21 protein-coding genes are annotated in these 25,083 nt (G+C 41.1%); 1 reads left to right on the plus strand and 20 read right to left on the minus strand.

Going from position 1 to position 25,083, the window contains the following annotated elements; translation table 11 throughout:
- Positions 1-50: 50 nt before the first annotated feature.
- Together secA and secM are read right to left on the minus strand one after the other, a co-directional pair.
- On the minus strand, positions 51-2,759 hold the full coding sequence (gene secA, locus ABN236_RS10775; RefSeq protein WP_088494930.1) for a preprotein translocase subunit SecA: 2,709 nt from the start codon (positions 2,757-2,759) through the stop codon (positions 51-53).
- 99 nt (positions 2,760-2,858) lie between these two features.
- Complete coding sequence (secM, locus tag ABN236_RS10780; RefSeq protein WP_270754925.1) at positions 2,859-3,386, minus strand: secA translation cis-regulator SecM; 528 nt, start codon at positions 3,384-3,386, stop codon at positions 2,859-2,861.
- 45 nt (positions 3,387-3,431) lie between these two features.
- Between secM and ABN236_RS10785 the strand changes: the two genes are divergently transcribed.
- On the plus strand, positions 3,432-3,947 hold the full coding sequence (locus tag ABN236_RS10785) for a DUF721 domain-containing protein (RefSeq protein WP_088494928.1): 516 nt from the start codon (positions 3,432-3,434) through the stop codon (positions 3,945-3,947).
- A gap of 34 nt (positions 3,948-3,981) precedes the next feature.
- Here the strand turns inward: ABN236_RS10785 and lpxC are convergent, their stop codons facing one another.
- The 18 genes from lpxC to ABN236_RS10875 all read right to left on the minus strand — a co-directional run bounded on the left by lpxC (position 3,982) and on the right by ABN236_RS10875 (position 24,960).
- Positions 3,982-4,899 carry a UDP-3-O-acyl-N-acetylglucosamine deacetylase gene (gene lpxC, locus ABN236_RS10790; protein ID WP_036913397.1) on the minus strand — a complete coding sequence of 306 codons (918 nt, stop codon included), beginning with the start codon at positions 4,897-4,899 and terminating at the stop codon, positions 3,982-3,984.
- Between the two features lie 98 nt (positions 4,900-4,997).
- Positions 4,998-6,164, minus strand: a complete 1,167-nt coding sequence (ftsZ, locus tag ABN236_RS10795; protein ID WP_088494927.1) for a cell division protein FtsZ — start codon at positions 6,162-6,164, stop codon at positions 4,998-5,000.
- Positions 6,165-6,234: 70 nt separating this feature from the next.
- Positions 6,235-7,491 (minus strand): cell division protein FtsA, encoded by a 1,257-nt coding sequence (gene ftsA, locus ABN236_RS10800; protein WP_098942190.1) that lies wholly within the window; start codon positions 7,489-7,491, stop codon positions 6,235-6,237.
- Between the two features lie 45 nt (positions 7,492-7,536).
- Positions 7,537-8,322, minus strand: coding sequence for a cell division protein FtsQ (gene ftsQ / locus ABN236_RS10805; RefSeq protein ID WP_088494926.1), 786 nt, complete (start codon positions 8,320-8,322; stop codon positions 7,537-7,539).
- A 1-nt stretch (position 8,323) separates the two neighbouring features.
- Positions 8,324-8,680: a hypothetical protein gene (locus ABN236_RS10810; protein WP_349473956.1), complete on the minus strand. Its 357-nt coding sequence runs from the start codon at positions 8,678-8,680 to the stop codon at positions 8,324-8,326.
- A 5-nt stretch (positions 8,681-8,685) separates the two neighbouring features.
- Positions 8,686-10,149, minus strand: a complete 1,464-nt coding sequence (gene murC / locus ABN236_RS10815) for a UDP-N-acetylmuramate--L-alanine ligase (protein ID WP_088494924.1) — start codon at positions 10,147-10,149, stop codon at positions 8,686-8,688.
- Positions 10,150-10,190: 41 nt separating this feature from the next.
- A complete protein-coding gene (murG, locus tag ABN236_RS10820; protein ID WP_088494923.1) occupies positions 10,191-11,273 on the minus strand; it encodes an undecaprenyldiphospho-muramoylpentapeptide beta-N-acetylglucosaminyltransferase in 1,083 nt (360 codons plus the stop codon).
- Positions 11,270-12,463: a cell division protein FtsW gene (gene ftsW, locus ABN236_RS10825; RefSeq protein WP_088494922.1), complete on the minus strand. Its 1,194-nt coding sequence runs from the start codon at positions 12,461-12,463 to the stop codon at positions 11,270-11,272. Before ftsW ends, murG begins: the two co-directional genes overlap by 4 nt.
- Positions 12,463-13,773, minus strand: coding sequence for a UDP-N-acetylmuramoyl-L-alanine--D-glutamate ligase (gene murD / locus ABN236_RS10830; RefSeq protein WP_349473957.1), 1,311 nt, complete (start codon positions 13,771-13,773; stop codon positions 12,463-12,465). Before murD ends, ftsW begins: the two co-directional genes overlap by 1 nt.
- Position 13,774: 1 nt before the next feature.
- Positions 13,775-14,857 (minus strand): phospho-N-acetylmuramoyl-pentapeptide-transferase, encoded by a 1,083-nt coding sequence (mraY, locus tag ABN236_RS10835; protein WP_023581493.1) that lies wholly within the window; start codon positions 14,855-14,857, stop codon positions 13,775-13,777.
- Complete coding sequence (murF, locus tag ABN236_RS10840; RefSeq protein WP_349473958.1) at positions 14,851-16,233, minus strand: UDP-N-acetylmuramoyl-tripeptide--D-alanyl-D-alanine ligase; 1,383 nt, start codon at positions 16,231-16,233, stop codon at positions 14,851-14,853. Before murF ends, mraY begins: the two co-directional genes overlap by 7 nt.
- Positions 16,230-17,717: a UDP-N-acetylmuramoyl-L-alanyl-D-glutamate--2,6-diaminopimelate ligase gene (murE, locus tag ABN236_RS10845; protein WP_349473959.1), complete on the minus strand. Its 1,488-nt coding sequence runs from the start codon at positions 17,715-17,717 to the stop codon at positions 16,230-16,232. Before murE ends, murF begins: the two co-directional genes overlap by 4 nt.
- Positions 17,704-19,500, minus strand: a complete 1,797-nt coding sequence (gene ftsI, locus ABN236_RS10850; protein ID WP_349473960.1) for a peptidoglycan DD-transpeptidase PBP3 — start codon at positions 19,498-19,500, stop codon at positions 17,704-17,706. The genes murE and ftsI overlap by 14 nt, the downstream gene beginning before the upstream one ends.
- An 11-nt stretch (positions 19,501-19,511) precedes the next feature.
- Positions 19,512-19,829, minus strand: coding sequence for a cell division protein FtsL (gene ftsL, locus ABN236_RS10855; protein WP_349473961.1), 318 nt, complete (start codon positions 19,827-19,829; stop codon positions 19,512-19,514).
- The gene (gene rsmH / locus ABN236_RS10860; protein ID WP_098942181.1) at positions 19,830-20,777 is read right to left on the minus strand and encodes a 16S rRNA (cytosine(1402)-N(4))-methyltransferase RsmH; all 948 of its coding nucleotides are present in this window, start codon (positions 20,775-20,777) and stop codon (positions 19,830-19,832) included. It lies immediately after the preceding gene.
- Positions 20,778-20,780: 3 nt separating this feature from the next.
- On the minus strand, positions 20,781-21,239 hold the full coding sequence (mraZ, locus tag ABN236_RS10865; protein WP_088494916.1) for a division/cell wall cluster transcriptional repressor MraZ: 459 nt from the start codon (positions 21,237-21,239) through the stop codon (positions 20,781-20,783).
- A 684-nt stretch (positions 21,240-21,923) separates the two neighbouring features.
- The gene (gene cra, locus ABN236_RS10870) at positions 21,924-22,931 is read right to left on the minus strand and encodes a catabolite repressor/activator (RefSeq protein ID WP_075670767.1); all 1,008 of its coding nucleotides are present in this window, start codon (positions 22,929-22,931) and stop codon (positions 21,924-21,926) included.
- 223 nt (positions 22,932-23,154) lie between these two features.
- Positions 23,155-24,960 carry an AMP-dependent synthetase/ligase gene (locus ABN236_RS10875; RefSeq protein WP_349473962.1) on the minus strand — a complete coding sequence of 602 codons (1,806 nt, stop codon included), beginning with the start codon at positions 24,958-24,960 and terminating at the stop codon, positions 23,155-23,157.
- Positions 24,961-25,083 lie beyond the last annotated feature (123 nt).

A 25,083-nucleotide genomic window follows, 5' to 3' on the forward strand; every position in this document is an offset into this window, starting at 1 on the left:
GATTTTCTTGTTCAACAAAAAGTTAAATAACCATTATCATCAACGGGTAATTAACCTAATTGACCATGACAATGCTTAAATTTCTTACCCGATCCACAAGGACATGGTTCGTTACGACCCACTTTTTTACCTGCGGCAACTTGACCATCTACTGCTGACATTTGAGATTCTTTTGTCACTTCATGGCTTAATTGCTGTTGTTTAGCTAAACGTTCTGCTTCTTCACGACGGCGACGTTCTAACTCTTCAACTTCTTCTGGTAAACGAACTTGTACTTTGCTTAGCGTGCTAATCACTTCATATTTCAGTGATTCCAACATGTTAGCAAACATGGCGAACGATTCACGTTTGTACTCTTGTTTTGGATCTTTTTGTGCATAACCACGTAAGTGGATACCTTGACGCAAATAATCCATTGCTGCCAAGTGCTCTTTCCACAGTGAATCCAGCGTTTGTAACATCACGCCTTTTTCAAAGTTACGCATCATCTCAGCACTAACGATCTCTTCTTTCGCTTTATAGACTTCGATAGATTTTTCTAAAATACGCTCACGCAATGTTTCTTCGTGTAATTCAGGCTCTTTATCTAACCATTCTTTGATTGGTAAATTTAAATCAAAGTCTTTTTGTAAACATGCCGTTAAGCCTTCGATATCCCACATTTCTTCCAGTGATTGAGGTGGAATATAGTTATCAATCATTGAAGTGAAGACGTCTTGGCGAATGCTATCGATAGTTTCGCTTACGTCTGCCACATCCAGTAATTCGTTACGCTGAGTATAGATTGCACGACGTTGGTCATTTGCTACGTCATCATATTCAAGCAGTTGCTTACGAATATCAAAGTTACGGTTTTCTACTTTACGTTGTGCGTTTGCAATCGCTTTAGTTACCCAAGGGTGTTCAATCGCTTCTGTTTCATTCATACCTAATTTACGCATCATGCCAGACACTTTGTCTGAAGCAAAAATACGCATTAAGGAGTCTTCCATAGATAAATAGAAACGAGAAGAACCTTCATCCCCTTGACGACCCGCACGACCACGTAACTGGTTATCAATACGACGAGATTCGTGACGCTCAGTACCAATGATATGTAAACCACCTGATGCTAATACTGCATCATGACGCTCTTTCCATTTAGCTTTGATTTCTTCGATTTGCTCTTCAGTTGGCTCTTCAAGTTTAGCCACTTCAGTTTGCCAGCTACCCCCTAACACGATATCGGTACCACGACCAGCCATGTTAGTTGCGATAGTTACCGCTGAAGGCAAACCTGCGTTAGCAATGATGTCTGCTTCCATTGCGTGGAATTTCGCATTCAGTACGTTATGGTGAACATTCGCTTTAGTCAGCGCTTTAGAAATTTCTTCTGATTTTTCAATTGAAATGGTACCCACAAGAACAGGCTGACCATTTTGAGTACGTTCACGAATATCTTCAATAATAGCTGCAAATTTACCTTGCTCATTCATATAGACTAAGTCAGGTAGATCTTTACGTACCATTGGGCGGTTAGTTGGGATAACAATGGTTTCTAAGCGATAAATAGAGTTAAATTCAAACGCTTCAGTATCCGCAGTACCGGTCATCCCTGCTAATTTTTCGTATAAACGGAAATAGTTTTGGAATGTAATTGACGCTAATGTTTGGTTCTCATTCTGGATCTTCACACCTTCTTTTGCTTCAACAGCTTGGTGTAAACCATCAGACCAACGACGACCTTGCATTGTACGACCCGTGTGTTCGTCAACAATGATAACTTCGCCATCTTTAACAATGTAGTCAACGTCTTTGGTAAATAGCGCGTGAGCACGTAATGCAGCCGTCACATGGTGCATTAACATAATATTAGCGGGTGAGTATAAAGACTCTCCTTCTTTCATCATGCCAGCATCTGCTAATAAACCTTCGATTTTAACCAGACCGCGTTCTGTGATATTCACTTGACGTGTTTTTTCATCAACAGAGTAATCACCTTCACCTTGGAAAGTGTCTGAGTCTTCTTTCTCTTGAGAAATCAAGTGAGGGATCACTTTATTCATTTGGATATAAAGCTCAGAACTGTCTTCTGCTGGACCTGAAATGATCAGCGGAGTACGCGCTTCATCGATTAAGATTGAGTCAACCTCATCCACTAATGCATAGTGTAATTTACGTTGAACACGTTCTTGTGGACTAAATGCCATGTTGTCACGCAGGTAGTCGAAACCAAATTCGTTGTTCGTACCGTAAGTGATATCAGCATTATAGGCTTCGCGTTTTACTGGTGGTGCCATATTTGGCAAGTTGATACCCACGCTTAAACCTAAGAATTCAAACAGAGGACGGTTATTTTCGGCGTCACGTTGTGCCAAGTAGTCATTGACTGTAACAACGTGAACCCCTTTACCTGATAGAGCATTTAAGTATGCCGGTAATGTTGCGGTTAATGTTTTACCTTCACCTGTACGCATTTCTGCAATACAACGCTCATTTAGAACCATACCACCGATTAACTGCACATCGAAGTGACGCATACCAAAGACACGTTTACTTGCTTCACGAACAGTGGCAAACGCTTCAGGTAAAATATCTTCTTCTTTTTCACCGTTTTTTAAACGCTCACGAAATTCATTTGTTTTCGCTTTTAGCTCATCATCAGTCAGTTTTTCAAATTCTGGCTCTAATTTATTAATTTCAACAACAACTTTGCGCATACGGCGGATTGAACGATCATTACGGCTACCAAAAATTTTGGTTACAATTTTACCTAACATAAATCTTTATTCTCATTTATGGCGTGAAACGCCGAAAACAGCCTCTGTATCTATCAATAAACAGAGATAATCATAATCTTATTAGATTAAGTGACTCAATTAAGCTGTTAGGTAAGGCCCTGCGCGAATACCGCGGATTTGTGCAAGCCATAATCCGGTATGATAGGAATTTGTATTCTGTACTAAAACGTAATCAGAAAGAGGACGGTTGCTTAGTGCTGATGATGGGGTCTCTGTTAATAAGGCATACAGAGTATCAAGCATAACCTCTGCAACATTAGAAACAGGTAACGGTTCATCTTTGGCTTTAACCATCAATTCAGGCGAATTAATGGTGAATGCAAAAGAGAGCTGTTTAATCACATTTTTTACTGCGTGTTGTTGCCAGTAATTAAAGGTGAAGGATGAAGCAGGATTCTGTACACTTTGGCGTAAGAATAAGTTATCAAACGCAATAAGTGCCTGACTTTGGCGGTTTTGAGATGAAGGGGTATCAGTTTGCTGTGGATTTTCGGCATGAGTAGACAACAGCGAAGGTATTCCAATACCTGCTGCTACCATCCCTAAAAGCAGGTGCGACCAAAAATATCGCCTGCCAAACTGTCGCCAAAAACTTATAATGCTCATTAACCTTCGTTGCTCATTAATCTTTATTTTGTGGAGTCAAAATCTATGCGGGATAGTTACCCACAATCATTGGAAAAAATCTTCATTGAACTTGAAGGTTCCAACAAGAGTACATTACAACTTATACAACAGCGTGCAACGATTTTACTAAAATTAAATCGTGCCGTCATGGCTCTTTTACCTGTTCCTTTACGAGATAAGTGCCGTGTCGCAAATTATCGCAATGCTATTTTAATTATTGAAGTTGCAAACGCAAGTTGGTTAACTCGTTTACGTTATGAAACCCCGTCATTACTTTCCGCATTGAGGCAAGAAATTTTACCATCCTTATCCTCAATAGACATCAAAATAAATCCGTCTTTGGGAATAAAACAGGAAAAAAGATCTTTAATATCATCATTAAAAGAGCAAGTGCCTACAAAGAGACGTCACTTAAGTTTGGAAAGCGCGCAATCATTGAAGTATTTGGCTGAAAAAAGTCCGAAGAAATTAAGAGAGAAATTAGAACGGTTGGCTGCACTTGCCGGAGAGAGTACAAGTACAGCCAAAGATGAACGTTAATTAGAGATAATTAACGTGCTTTCCTTCGCAGGAATTAAGCAAAGACCATTGAGGGAGCTTTGAATGCCACTGGCATTTGTGCTTCGTCTTCAAATGTGACGAATTCCCACGCAGATTCTTTTGCTAATACAGCTTGGAGCAATTTATTGTTCAGTGCATGACCTGATTTAAACGCGGTAAATTCACCGATAATGTTATAGCCACACATAAATAAATCACCGATTGCATCCAACATCTTGTGACGAACGAATTCATCTTCAAAACGCAGACCGTCGTCGTTGAGAACACGATAGTCATCAACTACGATTGCACAATCGAAGCTTCCGCCTAAACACAATCCTTTAGATTGCAGGTATTCGATATCACGCATAAATCCAAAAGTACGAGCACGACTGATTTGGCTCATAAAAGATTCCGCGGAGAAATCTAATTTATAACGCTGTGTACTTGCATCAATGGCAGGATGATTAAAATCGATAGTAAAATCTAATTTAAATCCGTTGTATGGACGCATTTCTGCCCATTTGTCGCCATCTTCTACACGTACTGTTTCTTTGATGCGAATGAATTTCTTCGCAGTACGAAGTTCTTCGATGCCTGCATCAAGTAACAAGAAAACAAAAGGTGCCGCACTTCCATCCATAATTGGAATTTCAGGTGCATTCACTTCAATTACGATATTATCAATGCCTAAACCAGCCAGTGCTGCGTTTAAATGCTCAACGGTTGATATACGCACATCGTCTTCGTTAACTAAGCAAGTACATAACATAGTGTCACGAACTGATTTTGCGTCTGCTGGAAAATCCACCGGTGGATTTAAGTCAGTACGACGGTAGATGACCCCAGTGTTTGCTGGCGCCGGACGCATTGTAAGCGTAACTTTTTTACCCGTGTGAAGTCCCACACCAGTTGCTTGTACAATTCGTTTTAATGTCCGTTGTTTGATCATCATTTTATCTCGCAATGTTATCCGTCCTACCAATCATTATACTTATAATTGGCAGGACAGTTTAGCACAAAAAGCGGAGATGCCAATCTTTTTGGCGATTAATCAGCCTGTTTTCTCAGGAACGCAGGGATATCTAAATAATCCGGTTCTTTGCTTGCCTGAGTAGATTGTTCATTAACAGCTTTTGCAGCAGGCTTGCTTTCTTCTACGGCAGAGAAAGAAGACATGCTATTTTGCATTTGCTGGTAACGATTCTCCATTGCGCTTTGCTGATTCTGTTTATTAGTTACCAGTGTAATTTCTGGACGTTTGTCCATACCAATACCTGTTGCAACCACAGTCACACGCAATTCATCATTCATTTCTGGGTCAAGGGATGTACCGATAACCACAGTCGCATTATCTGATGCAAATGCACGAATGGTATTACCCACTGTTTCAAATTCATCAAGACGTAAGTCAAAGCCTGCAGTGATGTTGACTAACACACCACGTGCGCCAGATAAGTCGATGTCTTCCAATAATGGACTTGAAATCGCCATTTCTGCTGCTTCTTCAGCACGATCTTCACCTTTCGCAGCACCAGATCCCATCATGGCATAACCCATTTCAGACATCACAGTTCTTACGTCAGCAAAGTCAACGTTCATTAAACCTGGGCGAGTAATTAGCTCAGCGATACCTTGAACTGCGCCTTTTAATACATCATTAGCTGCACCGAACGCATCTAATAATGAAATTCCACGACCAAGTACTTTTAATAATTTGTCATTTGGAATAGTGATTAATGAGTCAACATGTTTTGATAACTCAGTAATACCTTGCTCCGCAAATGCCATGCGTTTTTTGCCTTCAAAATTAAAAGGCTTAGTTACTACAGCAACGGTCAAAATGCCTAATTCTTTAGCCACTTCTGCAACAACAGGCGCAGCACCAGTACCCGTACCACCGCCCATACCTGCTGCGATAAAGACCATATCGGCACCTTCAAGTGCTGCACGTAACCCTTCACGGTCTTCCTCAGCAGCATTACGGCCCACTTCAGGATTTGCACCTGCACCTAAGCCTTTCGTAATGGCATTACCAATTTGGATAGTCTGTCCGACCGCTGTTTTACGTAGCGCTTGAGCATCCGTATTGACTGCAAAGAAATCTACGCCTTCAATACGTTCACGAACCATGTGCTCAACCGCATTACCGCCGCCGCCACCAACGCCGATGACTTTGATCACCGCATCGTTGGTTAATTCCATAGGTTCAAACATAATTTCTCTCCGTTTTGTGCCTTCTCAGGGCCGCTTGCTCAAACGACCTCTTTTTAAATTTGTCTGATTATTAAAACTCTCTTTTTAGCCAACCAGTGAGTTTCTTAAATAAACCACCGACAGCAGAGCGTTTCTCGGTTTCAGTTTCCTCACCAAAGTGAGATTCTTTACCGTAATGCAAGAGCCCAACCGCTGTTGAGTAGTAGGGATCCTGCGCATAATCTGTTAGCCCGGTAATATTTAACGGTTTACCGATCCGTACTTGCGTGTGGAAAACACGTTGAGCACATTCAACAAGTCCATCAATCTGTGCAGCACCACCTGTTAGCACGATACCTGCGGCTAAATGATGCTTAATCCCTTGCTGGCGTAACTGTTCTTGAACTTTTAAAATCTCTTCATTAACAAGATTGAGCAGTTCGGTATAACGAGGCTCAATCACCTCAGCAAGAGTTTGTCGTTGCAGACTTCTTGGTGGTCTGCCTCCGACACTTGGAACTTCGACATTTTCATCTTTACCAACTAAAGATCCTAATGCACAACCGTGACGAACTTTGATAGCTTCCGCATCATTTGGCGGTGTGCCAAAAGCGTAAGCAATATCGCTGGTTACAACATTGCCTGCATAAGGAATAACGCGGGTATGTCTTAATGCTCCACCGGTATAAATAGCGATATCCATTGTACCGCCACCAATATCAACAACACACACACCTAATTCACGTTCATCTTCTGTTAATACAGCGAAACTTGAAGCCAGTCCCGCAAAAATCAGTTGATCTACTTTTAACCCACAGCGTTCAACTGCTTTTACAATATTCTTTGCCATATCGTTATGGCAGGTAATTAAATGAACTTTAGCCTGCATACGCACGCCCGATAATCCAACTGGGTTTTTGATCCCTTCTTGATAATCAATGGCATACTCTTGCGGTATCACGTGTAAAACACGGTGTTCATCTTTTACTTTGACGGATTTCGCGGTATGTACCACGCTATCGACATCATCTTGAGTCACTTCTTCTTCTGAAATTGGCACCATGCCAATCTCATTTTGGCAACTGATATGCTTGCCTGATAACGCCAAATATACTGAAGATATTTGACAGTCAGCCATTAATTCAGCCTGATCTACCGCCCGTTGCACGCATTTTACGACGGATTCGAGATCGTTAACGCCACCTTTATCCATGCCCCGAGATGGACAACTTCCCACCCCGATAATATTCACTACGCCATCAGGCAGGATCTCACCGACAAGGGTGGCTACTTTGGCCGTACCAATCTCAAGACCAACTACTAATTTTCTGTCCGTCGCTTTGATCATTATTGTTCTGCCTTCGCCTTCATCGTGTCATCTGCCACGTCTTGTTTATTCATTCTCAAGTAATAAAGGAGCCCATCCGACTGCACCACCACTGTCATAACGCAGATCCACGTAATCAACTCGTTTATCTGTTTGTTGTTGCAGTATCGGATACAACTCAATAAAGCGAGCGATCCGTTTTTCGTTATCCTTACGACCTAACTCCAATCGGACATCATTGTCTAAAACTAATTGCCATCCTTGACGGGCAGACATTGACGCTGCTTTTAAATTCAGGTTACTAGCAAGAAGTTGATCTCTCATTGCGACATAACCTGACAACACCATTTTTTCGCTTCCTTGTGGACCATATAGCAAAGGATAACTTCCTTTGGTTTCCAACTGCGTTGGCAGACTGAAAACACGCCCTTCTTTATCAAGAAAGTAAGTATCATTCCAACGGGTAAAGGGAACATACTCTACCAGATGGATTTTAAGTTCATCAGGCCACTGTTTACGAACAGTGACTTGCCTAATCCATGGCATCCGTTCAATTTGTTGCTGAATGATATTCACATCCTGTGTCATAAATGTGCCCGGCTGTCCTAAAGACAAAATCGCCTGACGCACATCATCATTCGTTGTGTAATGCCGCTCGCCTGTTAATACAAGTTTTGAGATTGGTAGACGATTTGCGTCTTTCATCCAGTTAACCACTTGTATCCCACCCCAAACGATGGTGGCAATCACACATAAGAAAAAGATTAATCCTGATAAATAAGTACCATTACTCGGTCTGTCAGAATGTTGCTTCTCTTTATGTTCTTTTATATTTAGCGCTGCTTGTGACATATTAACCCACTAACTCCTGAGCAACGTTTAAACAAGAGAATCGCCCATCCTTTTGTCCGATATTCCAGCGATTAATACTTTTCCTACATATATATACTTTATGAACACCTTTAGGTTTGATAATTAAATCACTAAATTGTTCAATCTGTTGAGAATTATTTACTTTAAAAGAAGAAATTGCGAATTTTTCTTCGTTTTTCTTACTTTTTAACTGAAATTTTTTCTCAACACAGATTTGAGCAAGCGAATTCTCGATCATTTTTTTCGCCAATTCAGTGTTATTTTCTTCATAACACTCCATCATTACAGTTGTTTTATTGACTATTTCACCATAAATGATGTTCACTTGCTCAAACATCCGTCTTAATCCTCGCTGAAAGATGGCTGTAATTTCGTATCTGCTAAGCGACGCGCTATTTTACCAATATTTCCAGCACCTTGAACTAAAACAAGATCATTATCTGTTATTACACCCGCTAATATTGATGAAATATTATCCACATCAGAAACCCAGATAGGATCTAGCTTCCCACGTTGACGAATTGTTCGACAAAGTGAGCGGCTATCGGCACCTGCAATAGGCGCTTCCCCTGCAGAATAAACATCTGTTAATAATAAAATATCAACCTGATTGAGAACAGTGGCAAAGTCTTCATATAAATCACGAGTACGGGTATAGCGATGAGGTTGGAAAATCATCACTAGACGTTTATCTGGCCACCCTGCTCTCGCTGCTTTAATCGTTGCATCAACTTCTGTTGGATGATGACCATAATCATCCACTAGCATCACTTCACCTTCTTGACCATTAACATGCTCAAGACCGTAGTTACCTAAGAAATCGAAACGACGCCCAGTACCTTGGAAGTTAAGTAATGCTGCTAAAATATGTTCGTCAGCAATGCCTTCTTCTGTGGCTACAGCAACTGCAGCCGTCGCATTCAATGCGTTATGACGACCGGGTGCATTTAAGACAACTTGTAAATCTGGCATACCTTCACGAGATATAGTGAAAAAGCCCTGAGCACCTTTTTGTTCATAATGCGTAATACGAACATCAGCATCTTCACTAAAGCCATAAGTCGTAATATAACGCCCTACTTTAGGAATAATCGAACGAATGACATCGTCATCCAGACACATCACTGCACGGCCATAGAATGGTAAATTGTGCAAAAAGGTAATAAACGTCTCTTTTAGATTGTCAAAGTTACCGTGATATGTGTCCATATGGTCTGCTTCGATATTCGTAACGACAGCAACCATGGGTTGTAAATGTAAAAATGATGCATCGCTTTCATCAGCTTCAGCAATTAAATAACGACTGCAACCTAAACGAGCATGAGTGCCAGCTGATTTAACAAGCCCACCATTAACAAACGTAGGATCTAACCCCGCTTGCGCATAAATATTTGAAATCATCGCTGTTGTCGTGGTTTTACCATGTGTTCCGGCAATCGCAACACCATGACGGTAACGCATCAATTCAGCCAGCATTTCAGCACGACGGATAACTGGGATACGTGCTTCTCTTGCTGCAATAATCTCAGGGTTTTCAGCACTGATCGCTGTCGAAACCACAACAACACTTGCGCCACGAATATTTTCAGGGCGATGATTAAAATAGACTGTTGCGCCTAAGGCAACGAGCTGTTGTGTGACTACGTTTGGTGCTAAATCAGAGCCGCTGATTTCATAACCTTCGTTAGCCAGCACTTCAGCAATTCCCCCCATACCCGCACCACCGATGCCGATAAAGTGAATATGCTTAACTTTTCTCATTTCAGGCACAAACGATCTTAATTTTGCCAGTTGTTGTGTATTCACTATTTACTTCTTCACTCTAAGTTAATGGTTACAAGTTACGTTTATTTTTTTGCCACTTCGATTATCACATTTGCTACGCGCTCTGTGGCATCCGTAATCGCAACACTTTTTGCTTTCTCTGCCATCGCTAACAAGGTTTCTCTATCCCAATTTTTCAGGGTTTGTGCAATGACTTCTGGAGTTAAATCATTTTGCTCGATAATTCGCGCGGCACCCGCTTTTTCTAGCGGCAGTGCATTCCAATATTGCTGTCTATCTTTGTGCTGGAAAGGAACAAAAATAGCGGGTAATCCCGCTGCGGCAATTTCGCTGACCGTTAATGCGCCTGAACGACACACCACAACATCAGCCCATTGGTAAGCTTGCGCTATATCATCAATAAATTCAGTAACTTTATATTCAGATTTAACTGAATTTTTTGCTAATTCGTTCTGATAGCGTGTTTTTGTATCACTTTCGCCACCTTTTCCTGCTTGATGCCAGATTGTAACATGTTCACCTAGCAAACCTGCAACTACAGGTAAGGTATGATTTAAAATTCTAGCGCCTTGGCTACCACCAATAATCAGTACACGAACAGGCCCTGTTCTCTCTTTTAATCGTACTGAGGGTGCTTCAAGTGCCAATACATCTTCACGAACAGGATTTCCAACAACCGGTGCTTTAGGAAATGCACCAGGAAAAGCCTGCAATACACGTTTTGCAATTTTAGATAACCAACGATTAGTTAATCCAGCGATACCATTTTGCTCATGCAAAATAACAGGTATCCCACACATCCAAGCAGCAACACCGCCCGGACCTGAAACATAGCCACCCATACCAAGTACCGCATCTGGCTGATAGCGCTTCATAATGGCACGAGCTTGGAAAATCGCTTTAATAATACGAATAGGTGCTGCGATTAACGCTTTAATCCCTTTGCCACGTAAGCCTGAAATACGAATAAATTCAATTTCAATACCGTGTTTAGGTACTAAATCGGCTTCCATTCTATCCGCCGTTCCTAACCATCGGATTTCCCAACCTTGGGATTGTAGATAATGAGCAACAGCCAGTCCCGGGAATACATGCCCCCCAGTACCACCAGCCATAACCATTAAACGGCGTCTACGCTCGCTCATTTCGGGCTCCTTACAAACGCCTGAGCTTGTGCTAGACGTGTTTCATAATCAATTCGTAATAACATCACGATGGCGGTTGACATAATAATCAAGCTCGAACCACCGTAACTAATAAGAGGAAGGGTTAATCCCTTTGTTGGCAACATACCTGCTGCTGCGCCTACATTGACCAATGACTGGAATGTAAACCAGATCCCGATAGAGCAAGCTAAAAAGCCTGAAAAACGTTGATCGAGGATCAGCGCACGTCGCCCAATTTGCATCGCACGAAAAGCGATGAAGAATACCATTAAAAGCACTAAAACCACACCGATATAACCAAGTTCTTCAGCAAGAATAGAGAAAATAAAGTCGGTATGCGCTTCAGGCAAATATTCTAGTTTTTGTACTGAGTTTCCTAAACCTTGTCCAAGTAAATCCCCTCGACCAAATGCCATTAGAGATTGTGTAAGCTGATAACCGCTACCAAATGGATCTTCCCAAGGTTCTAAGAAAGAAGTAATACGTCGAACACGGTAAGGCTCAACGATAATCAACATAACAACAGCCGCAATTCCTGAGCCGATAATGGCTAAGAATTGCCAAATTTTAGCGCCCGCTAAAAATAACAGCGCTAATGTTGTTACGAATAAAACCACAACTGTTCCTAAATCTGGCTGTAATAACAATAAAACAGCCAGTATTAGCATCACACCCATCGGTTTACAGAAACCCCAAAAGTTATTTCTGACTTCTTCAACTTTTCGAACTAAATAACTCGATAGATAGCAAAACAGTGCAAGTTTTGATAATTCAGCAGGCTGGAAATTTAATGGTCCCACCGCAATCCAGCGTGAAGCACCATTAACTGAACTCCCAACTCCCAATACCACCAATAAAAGGAGTATTGAACCAAATAGCATTAAGCTGCTATAACGTTGCCAAATTGCCATTGGAATGCGCATGGTGACTAACGCGATACAAAATGCGACAACGATATAGATACCATCACGTTTCGCAAATAAGAAAGGATCTTCTGCAAGACGTTGACCAACTGGCATTGAAGCCGATGTCACCATAACAAAGCCGACAACCGCTAATCCGAAAGTAAACCAGAGCAAAGTGCGATCATACGGCACAAATGCCGTATTCTCAGTTTGATAACTGCCCACTAGCCACTGTTTTAATCTTCGCATTGCGAATATGCTCATCAGCCAAGCTCCCTTGCTAAACGCGCAAATTCATCACCACGCTGCTCAAAACATTTGAACTGATCTAAGCTTGCACATGCCGGAGAGAGCAATACCATATCTCCTGATTTTACAGTCGGTGCTAAAGCTCGCATGGCTTCTTCCATTGTCACTGTTAATAAAGAGACATCTGGTCGTAGATTTGCCAATGCTTGCCCATCTTGTCCAAAACAGTACAGACGAATATTGTCGCCACTGATATAAGGCAATAAAGAAGTGAAGTCAGCCGATTTCCCATCTCCACCTAATAAAAGATGCAGAGTGCCTTCAACTTCGAGTCCTCGTAATGCCGCCTCTGTGCTTCCCACATTGGTCGCTTTCGAGTCATTTATCCAACGTACATTTTGATGTGAATAAACTAATTGAAAACGATGAGCAAGACCGTGATACGTTTTCAATACCTCAGTTACTGCTTTACGAGAAATACCCACTGCGTCAGCAAGTGCTAATGCCGCTAATGCATTGGTATAATTATGCTGTCCCGAAAGATACATTTCAGCCGTCGAAAGGACTTTCTCACCTTTCACTTTTAAAATGCGATTTGTGTTATCAAGCTGATAATCACCTTGTCCAACACCAAAACTAACACAACGATTATCTTTACCCGCTAAAGGTAACGTTAATGCATCATCTTCGTTATAAACGCAGGTTTTAGCGTTATCGTAGATACGCAGTTTTGCTTCACGGTATTGCTCTAATCCTAACGGATAGCGATTCATATGATCTTCGCTAATATTTAATACCGTTGCAGCCGCAGCTTGTAAGCTATAAGTCGTTTCCAATTGGAAGCTCGATAGCTCTAATACATATAAATCATGAGGCTCGGTTAATAAGGTCAGAGCGGGAACACCAATATTGCCGCCGACCCCAACGCGAATACCATCTGCGCTTGCCATTTCACCTACTATCGTTGTCACGGTGCTTTTACCGTTAGAACCAGTGATTGCAACAATAGGTGCTTGGGCTTCACGGCAAAATAATTCGATATCACCGACAATTTCAACGCCATGATTTGCCGCTTCAACAAGCTCAGGTGTTGAAAGTGCAATACCCGGACTTGAGATAATTAAATCAGCATCGTTAAGCCATGCTTGATGAAAACTACCTGTATGATATTCAACGTCAGCAGGAAGCTTATCTAAGCCTCCTGGTTTTTGGCGTGTATCAATAACCTTAGGCGTAACACCTTGGCGGATAAAAAAGTCAACGCAGGAAAGGCCTGTTATTCCAAGCCCAACAACAACTACTTTTTTTCCCTGATAATTTGCCATTTTAACGTACCTTTAATGTCGCCAGACCAATAAGCACTAACATCAGTGAGATGATCCAGAAGCGGACAATAACACGAGGTTCAGGCCAGCCTTTTAATTCATAATGGTGATGAATTGGAGCCATACGGAAGATACGTTGACCACGCAACTTAAATGAGCCGACTTGTAAAATAACGGAGAGTGTTTCAACAACAAACACACCACCCATAATGACTAATAAGAATTCTTGGCGTAATAACACCGCAATCGTTCCTAATGCGCCACCTAATGCAAGAGAGCCCACATCACCCATAAATACTTGAGCTGGGTAAGTATTAAACCAAAGGAAACCTAAGCCCGCACCAACGATAGCGGTACAGACAATCACCAATTCACCTGCATGCATCAAGTAAGGAATCTTTAAGTAGCTTGCAAAATTAACGTTACCAGTCGCCCATGCAACTAATGCAAAACCGGCAGCAACAAAAACAGTTGGCATAATGGCTAAGCCATCCAAACCATCCGTTAAGTTAACGGCGTTACTTGTTCCCACAATGACGAAATAAGCCAGTAAAATATAAAGCATGCCTAATTGAGGCATGACATCTTTAAAGAATGGAACGACTAACTGTGTTGCTGGCGTATCTTTACCAATGGCATACATGCTAAATGCCACAACCAGTGCTAATACGGATTGCCAGAAATATTTCCAACGTGCGATTAAGCCTTTGGTATCTTTACGAACAACTTTGCGATAATCATCAACAAATCCAATCACGCCGTAACCAATTAAAACCAGCAATACACACCAAACGTAAGGGTTATCTAATCTTGCCCATAACAGTGTAGAGATGGAGATAGAAAACAGGATCATAATCCCGCCCATTGTTGGTGTACCACGTTTACTAAAGTGCGACTCAGGTCCTTCACTACGAACCACTTGTCCAATCTGCATTTTTTGTAACCATGCGATGAGATGAGGTCCCATCCACAAAGCAATAATTAATGCCGTCAATAAACCAACAATCGCCCTGAATGTCAGATAAGAAAACACATTAAAAAATGTATGGTATTTAACCAAATATTCGGCTAGCCAAACTAACATTCAAAGCACTCCTTTAATGCGTTCACGATATCTTCCATCGCGGAGCTTCGTGAACCTTTTACTAAAACTGAAACAACATCATGCTGCTGTAATAATGGAATTAATTGAGCAAGTAAGTCGGCTTTAAATGCAAAATGCTGACCACCTTGATTTTCATCACTAATAAAATGGCTGTGATGCCCAACAGTAAAGACACTATCAATACCAGCACTGTGAGCAAAACGACCAACATCGCGGTGACATTTTTCTGAATCTTTACCTAATTCAGCCATATCCCCAGCGACAAAAATTTTATATCCCGGTAATTGAGAGAGCACTTGTAAGCCCGCAATCATCGAGCCATCGTTCGCATTGTAAGTGTCATCTAACACCATTTTTCCTGAAGTTAACTCAACAGGATATAATCTTCCTGGTACCGCTTTTAATGTCGATAAACCAAGGCGAATATCTTCAAGTGTCGCTCCAGCAGATAGCGCAAGTGCGCTTGCCGCTAAAGCATTCGCAATATTATGACGTCCCGGCAATGGAAGAGTGACATCTACACAGCCTTCTGGTGTGTGTAAGGTGAAATTTGTGATGAATTGCTTAACGGCAATATCAGTAGGATAAAAATCTGCGTTACTTTGTGCGGATAAAGAGAACGACCATTGTGTTTGGCGCGCATTTAAATGATGTTGCCACATAGGTAAGTCATTACTATCAAGATTAATAATGGCTGTACCTTGCTCTTTTAAGTGGGTAAATATTTCGCCTTTTGCCTGAGCAATACCTTCCAGTGAGCCGAAACCTTCAATGTGTGCAGAAAAGAGGTTGTTTACCAACGCAGCTTCTGGTTTTACCATATTTACGGTATAGGCGATTTCACCGATATGGTTTGCACCTAATTCGATAACTGCAAAACGGTGTTCAGGGGTTAAACGAAAAAGCGTTAAAGGTACGCCAATATAGTTATTTAAATTGCCATGCGTATATAAGGTTTCGCCACAGTGACGCAAAATAGAAGCGGTCATCTCTTTGACGGAAGTTTTTCCAGAAGAGCCAGTCAGTGCCACAATTTTGGCGTGACTTAATGAACGAATATGTGCCGCAATTTCACCCATTGCGAGATGAGTATCTTTCACAATGACTTGCGGGCAATCAACATCAATCTCACGATTAACTAGAACTGCAACAGCGCCCTTTTCTTTTACATCAACAATAAAATCATGAGCATCAAAACGCTCACCCGCTAATGCAATAAACAGACAATCTTCATCAATTTTACGGCTATCTGTTGAAATCGATTTGATGATGAATTGATCCGCTGAGCCTTGAGCGATATGGCTCAATGTGCCTTTAGTAACTTGTGCAATATTTTCTAAAGATAGAGGGATCACGCTATCACCCCCAATAACCGAGCAACAGTTAATCTATCTGAATAATCAAGGCGACGTGAGCCTACCAATTGATAATCTTCATGCCCTTTACCAGCGACTAAAATCATATCATTGGCATCTGCTTGCATAATCACGTTAGTGACTGCTTCTGCTCGACCTTCAATAGCAATCGCACGACCCGGCTCCATTAAACCTGAAAGAATATCTTGGATAATCGCTTGAGGCTCTTCACTACGAGGGTTGTCATCCGTGATAACAACTTTATCAGCCAGCTCTTCTGCGACCGCTCCCATTAGTGGGCGCTTACCTTTATCTCTATCTCCGCCACAACCAAATACACACCACAGTTTACCTGTACAGTGTAAACGAGCTGCTTGAAGCGCCTTCTCTAAAGCATCTGGAGTATGAGCATAATCGACGATAACCGTAGGACGATTATCTGCGCTAAATACTTCCATGCGACCACAAACAGGTGTGAGTGACGATGAAGCATTAATAACGGCATTTAACGGGTATCCTAATGCCAATAATGTCGCTAAAGCACACAAAAGGTTACTGACATTAAAAGCACCCATAAGTGGGCTTTCAATTTCACCATCACCCCAGCTAGAACTAAAGTGAATCGTTGCGCCTGCGTCGTGATAATTAATACGAGTTGTTTTAACAAAGCGACCTTGCCAATTTTGTGGCAATTTATTTTCCATTGTTACTGCAACAGCGTCAGGTAAACGAGATAGCCATTTTAGACCAACGGCATCATCCGCATTGATGATTTTCTCACCACTTTGATGTGTGGAAAACAGTAACCATTTTGCTTCTTCGTAATTTGCCATATCACCATGATAATCAAGGTGATCACGGCTTAAATTCGTAAATACACTCGCCACAAAAGGCAATGCACTGACACGACCTTGAACTAAACCATGAGAAGAAACTTCCATAGCCGCCAATGTCGCACCTTGATTTAATAATTGCTGTAATTCTAATTGAATATCAACCGCAGATCCTGTGGTGTTCATAGCAGGAACAACATGACCTAAAAGCCCGTTACCTACTGTTCCCATCACAGCACTGGTTTCACCTAAACCTTGTGCCCACTGTGCTAACAATTGTGTTGTTGTCGTTTTTCCGTTAGTCCCAGTAACACCAATTAGTTTCAGTTTTTCCGCAGGTTGATGATAAAAATATCCAGCTAATTTTGACAATTCTGCATTAAGATTATCAATATAAATAACTGGAATACCGTGACTTTCACGGATTTCACCATGCGTTGCAACATCTTGCGCTTCCGCTAATACCGCAGAAACACCTTGAGCAATTGCTTGAGGAATATAGCGTCTACCATCAGTTTCATGACCTTTAATGGCGATAAAAAGATCACCGCTCGCCGCTTTTCGGCTGTCGAGTGTCATGTCTTTGAGCATCAATGACGGTGCTTGTATCCCGAGTGCCCCTAATAGGTCACTTAAGTTAGGATCGGCCACTTGTATCCTCTTCTTTTTTAATTACAAATTCACTTTTATCGTCTGGCGTCAATGCATCAGGTTCTACGTTCATTGTGCGTAAAACTGCGCCCATGATTGTGCCAAACACCGGTGCGGATACTGCGCCCCCATAGTACTTACCTGCTTTAGGTTCATTGATTATCACAACCAACGCAAAGCGAGGACGACTTGCAGGTGCAACACCCGCCGCATAAGAGATATATTGATTGATATATTTTCCGTCAGGTCCTACTTTTTTCGCTGTCCCTGTTTTAATCGCAACACGATAACCCTTGATTGCCGCACTCACACCACCACCACCGGGTAATGCAACGCTTTCCATCATGTGTACGACCGTTTTCATCACAGGCTCTGGGAAGACTCGTGTTCCCGGTACAGGAGGGTCAACTTTCGTAATAGAGAGAGGACGATAAATACCAAAACTACCAATCGTTGCGTAGACACGCGCTAACTGTAACGGCGTTACCATTAGCCCATATCCGAATGAGAAGGTGGCCCTTTCAAGATCGGACCACCTCTGTTTTTTTATTGGAAATATGCCACTACTTTCGCCAACTAGCCCCAAGTTAGTTGGCTTCCCGAATCCAAATCGTGAATAAACATCCACAAGTTCAGATGCAGGCATCGCTAACGCCAGTCTTGAAACACCAACGTTACTCGATTTCTGTAATATTCCTGTTATCGAAAGCTCATGATATAACACCACATCTTTTATCTGATGCCCACTAATACGATAAGGAACAGTATTAATAACGCTATTTTCTTTAATGATATGATTGTGAAGTGCACTCATCACAACCATCGGTTTCACGGTAGAACCCGGTTCAAAAATATCGGTGATAGCACGATTACGCATCGCGTCTTTAGGTGTACCCGTTAAATTATTTGGGTTATACGATGGGCTGTTTGCCATCGCCAGCACTTCACCCGTATTTACATCAACTAAAACAGCGGTTCCTGACTCTGCTTTATTCTTAATAACCGCATTGGTTAATTCGCGATAAACCACAGATTGCAGACGTTCATCGATACTCAACATCAGGTTATGAGCAGCTTGGCTATCTGTTTGAGCGATGTTTTCAATAACACGGTTAAAACCATCTTTACGAACAACGCGCTCACCGGGAGCGCCGGTGAGCCACTGGTTAAAGCTTTTTTCAACACCTTCAATGCCATCACCATCAATATTTGTTACACCGATGATGTGAGCAGTTACTTCACCTGACGGATAATAGCGTTTTGATTCTTGACGCATATTAATCCCAGTGATTTTTAATTTACTAATGTAATCACTAATTTCAGGATTCACTTGGCGAGCCAAATAGATAAAACGAGCGGAAGGCGTTGCAACAATTTTTTGCTCAATTTGATTCACTGGCATTTTCAGTGCATCAGCAAGCGCTAACCAACGCGAGTCCGTCATATCAGGATTAGCATCTAATACAACTTTAGGATCAGCCCAAATAGCATAAACTGGCACGCTAACGGCAAGAGGTCTGCCCATTCTGTCGCTGATCATGCCTCTTGCTGTCGGTACTTTTTGCACACGTAGAGAACGCATATCCCCTTCACGAATAAGGGGATCGGGATTAATAATCTGTAAATAGGCAACACGGATTAATAGCGCGGCTAAAGCGATACCAATACCACCGCAAAGCAACGCAAAACGCCAACTCACAAATCCTGTTTTTTCTTCAGGCTTGCGTAGTTTGGCATTTGACTTTGTCTTTGCTTTCGCTTTTGCCGAACGTGAAAATTTCATACTTGCCTTAATTATTTAGTAACCACGATGTTCTCTTTTGTTGGGTCAACATGGATCATTCCCAAACTATCACTTGAAAAACGTTCTACTCGGCTATGGTCTGCCAATGCATTTTCTTCAAGAATGAGATTTCGCCATTCGATCTCCAATACGTTTTTTTCCAGCACTAAACGCTCTTTCTCTGCTGTCAATAAACGTGTCTTATGTGCTGTCGTCACGATATACACCGCAGAAATAATCACAGCAATCAGTAAACATACAGGTAATTTGCCATGACGCAGTAAATCCTGCCCTATAACTCCCGGTAGTGAGTGTCGTTCAGTAGACATTTATTCCTCAATACGTTGTGCTACACGCAATACAGAGCTTCGTGCCCGTGGATTTTCTTCAACTTCCACGCCTGTCGGTTTCATCTTATGAATACTCGATAAGCGAGCACTTCCTAACTCTTTTATCTGCGCTTCTGTGAGAGGAATACCAGCAGGAACAACAGGCCCTTTGCTCTCATCTCGAATAAAACGCTTCACTAATCGGTCTTCCAACGAATGGAAACTAATTACCGATAAACGCCCTTCTGGCGCTAAAACAGAAACGGCACCTTTTAGTGCTTTTTCAATTTCATCTAACTCGCTATTGATATAGATGCGAATTGCCTGAAAACTACGTGTTGCTGGGTGCTTATGACGCTCTTTAACTGGGCTTGCATCGCTAATTAAATCAGCCAATTGCTTAGTTCGAGTCAAAGGCTCTTCTGTTTTGTTACGAGCAACAATGGCGCGAGCAATACGTTTAGCAAAGCGTTCTTCACCAAATGTTTTCAATACCCATGTAATGTCGTCTTCTTCTGCTGTCATCAGCCATTGTGCAGCTGATTGCCCTGATGTTGGGTCCATACGCATATCAAGAGGCCCATCACGCATAAACGAGAAACCACGTTCAGGATCATCAAGTTGAGGAGAAGAAACACCTAAATCCAGTAATACGCCGTCAATTTTTCCAGCTAAATCGAGCTCATTAACATACTGTTCAATATTTGAAAAAGGCCCATGAACAATAGAAAAGCGAGCATCATCAATTTCATTCGCAACTGCGATGGCTTGCGGATCTCTGTCTATCGCTATCAAGCGACCTTGTTCGCCCAATTGCGATAAAATTAGACGAGAGTGACCTCCGCGACCAAATGTTCCGTCGATATAGATACCTGAAGGTTTAATATTCAGGCCATTCACTGCTTCATCCAGTAATACACTGGTATGGCTAAAATTATTCGTTGTCATTATTTAAAGTGATAAATCCAATAGTCGTGTCGATAACGGTTCCTGTGAGGTTTGCTCGGCTACAATGTCTGTTTCGATCTGTTTGTACCAGACCTGTTCATCCCACAACTCAAATTTATTGAATTGACCGACTAACATGACCTCTTTTGTTAGCCCCGCATGCTGTCTTAGCGTGCTAGCTAACAAAAGACGTCCTGCGCTATCCATTTGGCATTCGCTGGCGTGACCTAATAATAAACGTTGAACTCGACGTTCCGCAGGGTTCATGGAGGACAAAGCCGCTAATTTTAACTCAATCTTTTCCCATTCAGGAAGGGTATAAAGCAATAAACACGGCTGATTGAGATCAATGGTACAAACCATTTGACCTTCAGAAATCTCACTCAGCGTTGTTCGATAACGGGAAGGAACTGTTATTCGCCCTTTGCTGTCAAGATTAACGAGTGTTGCTCCACGAAACATCCTCATTACCCCCAGCTTTGTAATTTACACCACATTATCCCACAAATCCCCACAAATAGAGTTTACGGATGGTATGAAAACGTTGTCAAGCCAGATATAGGAAGCTTTATTTATATTTACAGTAATTTGATAGGCACACCGAAATGTTTAAATTATCGACAAAAAGAAAAAAGGAAATATTAACACTATGATTAATAGAGATTATTTTCCCAATTCTATTTTTAATCACGAAAAGTAATTATTTATAACGATTACAAGGAGGAAAACCAGATAAAGAAATCATAATCAGTAAAACATGATTTTTATTATAAAAAACTAATTTATTGCAGTTCATTTACCTTTAGCCAACATAATAATTTGGGGTTACTTTTATATAAATAAAAATAGTAAGACGAAAAAAAATAATTCAATATCATGAAGATAGTTATTTATTTTTTTCTTAAATTTCCCAAAATGAAATTAATTACTTATTAAATCTAAGCAATATCACTTATGGATATGTCAAAATTTAATCTATTAACTTAGTAAAATGAGAAAAATAGTAAAAAAAGGCTTAAGATTAATCTCAAATTTAATATTCTCTAAGCTATTCGACATTCTTAAATCAAATAAAACATCCCCGTTTTAATTTAATAAAACAGGGATGAGTATAAATGCAAATAATTACCAACAGAGCGATATCAATTAACGCGCACGTCCCAAACTGCCTCGACGGCATAAATCACGTCGAATACGTGTAATACCTGCTTGTGGTTTTTGTTCTTCTTCAAGACTGGCAAGAACAAGTTCTAACACACGCTCTGCAATATCACGATGGCGTTGAGCGACAGATAAAACAGGACACTCAAGGAAATCCAATAATTCATGATCACCAAAAGTCGCAATAACCAATTGCGTTGGTAAACGACCACTGCGTTGTAATGTCACATCCATAACCCCTTGTAATAAAGCAAAAGAAGTCGTGAATAATGCATCAGGCATTGGATTATTATTTAACCATTCGGAAAAAGCAGCCGCAGCAGCTTCTCGTTCATAGCTATTTGCATATAGGTAGGTGACTTCTCTAGGATCGTCTTTCCATACATTACGGAAGCCTTGTTCACGTAAAAAACTCACAGAGAGTTCAGGAAGTGCGCCTAAATAGAGTACAGATTGCGAAGGGAATGCTTTTAATTCTGTTGCCAGCATTTTGGCATCTTCTAAGTCATCACCAACAACGCTGATAAAATGCTCACTTTCTAATGCTCGGTCTAATGCAATAATCGGTAATGAGCGATTAGCCCAACGCTGATAGAAAGGATGCTCTGGTGGCAATGCTGTTGAAACAATAATGGCATCAACTTGACGTTGCAGTAAGTGCTCAACACAACGAATTTCGTTGTCTGGTTGGTCTTCTGAACAAGCAATCAGTAATTGATAACCGCGTTGACGCGCTTGTCGTTCAAGGTAATTTGCGATCCTGGTATAACTGGTATTTTCCAAATCAGGAATAACCAAACCAATAGAACGCGTACGACCAGCACGTAATCCCGCGGCAACAGCGTTCGGGTGGTAATTATGCTCTCTGACCACCGCCATCACTTTTTCAACAGTCTTGTCACTTACACGGTACTGTTTCGCTTTACCATTAATGACATAACTTGCTGTTGTTCGTGAAACACCAGCCAAGCGGGCGATTTCATCCAGTTTCACATTAGCCTCTTTTAATTATTAAATGTGTTATTTATTACATATTGCTATGAATTTCAGTCATCATGCTGATCTGAGTTTGTATTTTAACACAATTTACTGATAAAACCGTATGCGTCAACGTTTCCGTTTATGTCTTTTATCAATTATTTCAATCATCGTTATCTATCAATAAGTAATTTCAAAAGAAAAAAGCACCATTTAGGTGCTTTTTCATCAATTAAAATTAATCTTGATACATTAATTCGATTTCATTTCGATAACGTTCAGAAATAATTTTACGGCGAAGTTTCAATGTTGGTGTTAATTCACCCGATTCCATTGAAAAGCCTTCTGCAAGAAGAGTAAAGCGCTTAACTTGATGAAAACTTGCAAAGTTTTTTTGCATTTCACGTAAACGTTCATCAAATAGCTCTTTAATTTTGGTATGGCGTAATAATTCCATACGATCTTGATATTTTAAATTTAATGCACGCGCATGTTCTTCTAATGCATCGAAACAAGGCACAATAAGTGCGGAAACAAATTTACGCGTATCAGCAATCACCGCAATATGCTCAATAAAACGGTCTTGCCCTAATGTTCCTTCGATCATTTGTGGTGCAATATATTTACCATTTGACGTTTTCATTAAATCCTTCAAACGTTCCGTGATAAATAACATACCATCACTATCGAGTGCACCTGCGTCTCCAGTGCGTAACCAACCATCTTCTGTAAAGGCAGCAACCGTATCTTCAGGCTTATTGAAATACCCTTTCATGACAATGCTGCCACGTACTTGGATTTCGTTTTCTGCGCCAATACGTACTTCGACACCCGGCAATGGTGTACCAATAGAGCCTAACTTATATTTATTCTCTTCCCAGCATGAAACAGTGGCACAGGTTTCTGTCATACCATAGCCGTATTTAATATTAATACCGGCAGCCAAGAAGAAACGGATCACTGCATCATCTAAACGAGCACCCGCCGCTGGTAAAAAGCGAACACGTCCCCCTAAAATTTGACGCAATGGATTTAATACTTTTTTATCTGCAAAGCGATAACATAAGCGAGAAATAAATCCTTGCTGACGCTGATTCAGTTGTGCCTCACGCTGTTTTTCACCCTGCTTTATCGCCCATTTAAAGATAAATTGACGAAACACAGAAGCTTGGGACACTTTCTCTTGAATAGCGCTATACACTTTTTCATAAAAGCGAGGAACAGCACACATCACCGTCGGTTTAACCGCACTCATTGCTTCTCTAACAGCGTGAGTGTCCGTTAAATACACGTTAACCGCACCGGTGTGCATCACATAGAAGCTCCACGCGCGTTCAAAAACGTGAGAAAGAGGTAAAAAGCAGAGCGAAACATCTTTATCTGATAATGAGAGACGCTCATCATGTAGATAAAGCTGCGATGCCAGACTTGTATAATCAAGCATAACGCCTTTAGGTTCACCTGTAGTTCCTGATGTATAAATCAGAGTAAACAGATCATCTAAACTGCATTCATTAATACGTTGTTTTAACACTTCATCATGCAGGAATTGTGTCTGGTTAATTAAATCTTCCAGATAGCATGAAGGTGTATTTTCGTTTAACACAACATCAGAGTTAAATACAATAATATGTTCAAGCTGAGGACATAACGCTAATAATTCAGAAACAATATCGTATTGCTTTTGGTCGCCAACAAAAAGAATGCGAATATTCGCATCATTTAAAATATAAGCGGCTTGTTCAACACTACTTGTTGCATAAAGAGGAACGGTTACGGCACGTAGTTGCAAAGAAGCAATATCAGCCAAAGACCAGTCAATGGTATTTTGAGAAAAGATCCCTATGTTCTCTTGAACATCCACACCCATTTCTAACAATGCATTTGAGAGCGCGTGTGTTTTCTTTTCAACCAACTCCCATGACATTTCGATATTGCGCTTAGCATCCCACTGACGATAAGCAATTTTATTCCCGCTGTGCAAAAACTGCATCTGCAATCTTCTAATTATATGATAATCATGAAGATTATTATTAGTTATCATAATTTTCCTGCTATTTATGGAAAAGCGACCGTGTTATGAAACTGAAATGGAGAAAATATCTCTCTTACAATTTCAGCTTACACCTGTTCGCTGACTCGGATAAAAGTCTAAGTGATCCGCCAA

Source organism: Proteus sp. fly-1013 (assembly GCF_040140245.1).
Lineage (GTDB): Bacteria > Pseudomonadota > Gammaproteobacteria > Enterobacterales > Enterobacteriaceae > Proteus > Proteus mirabilis_B.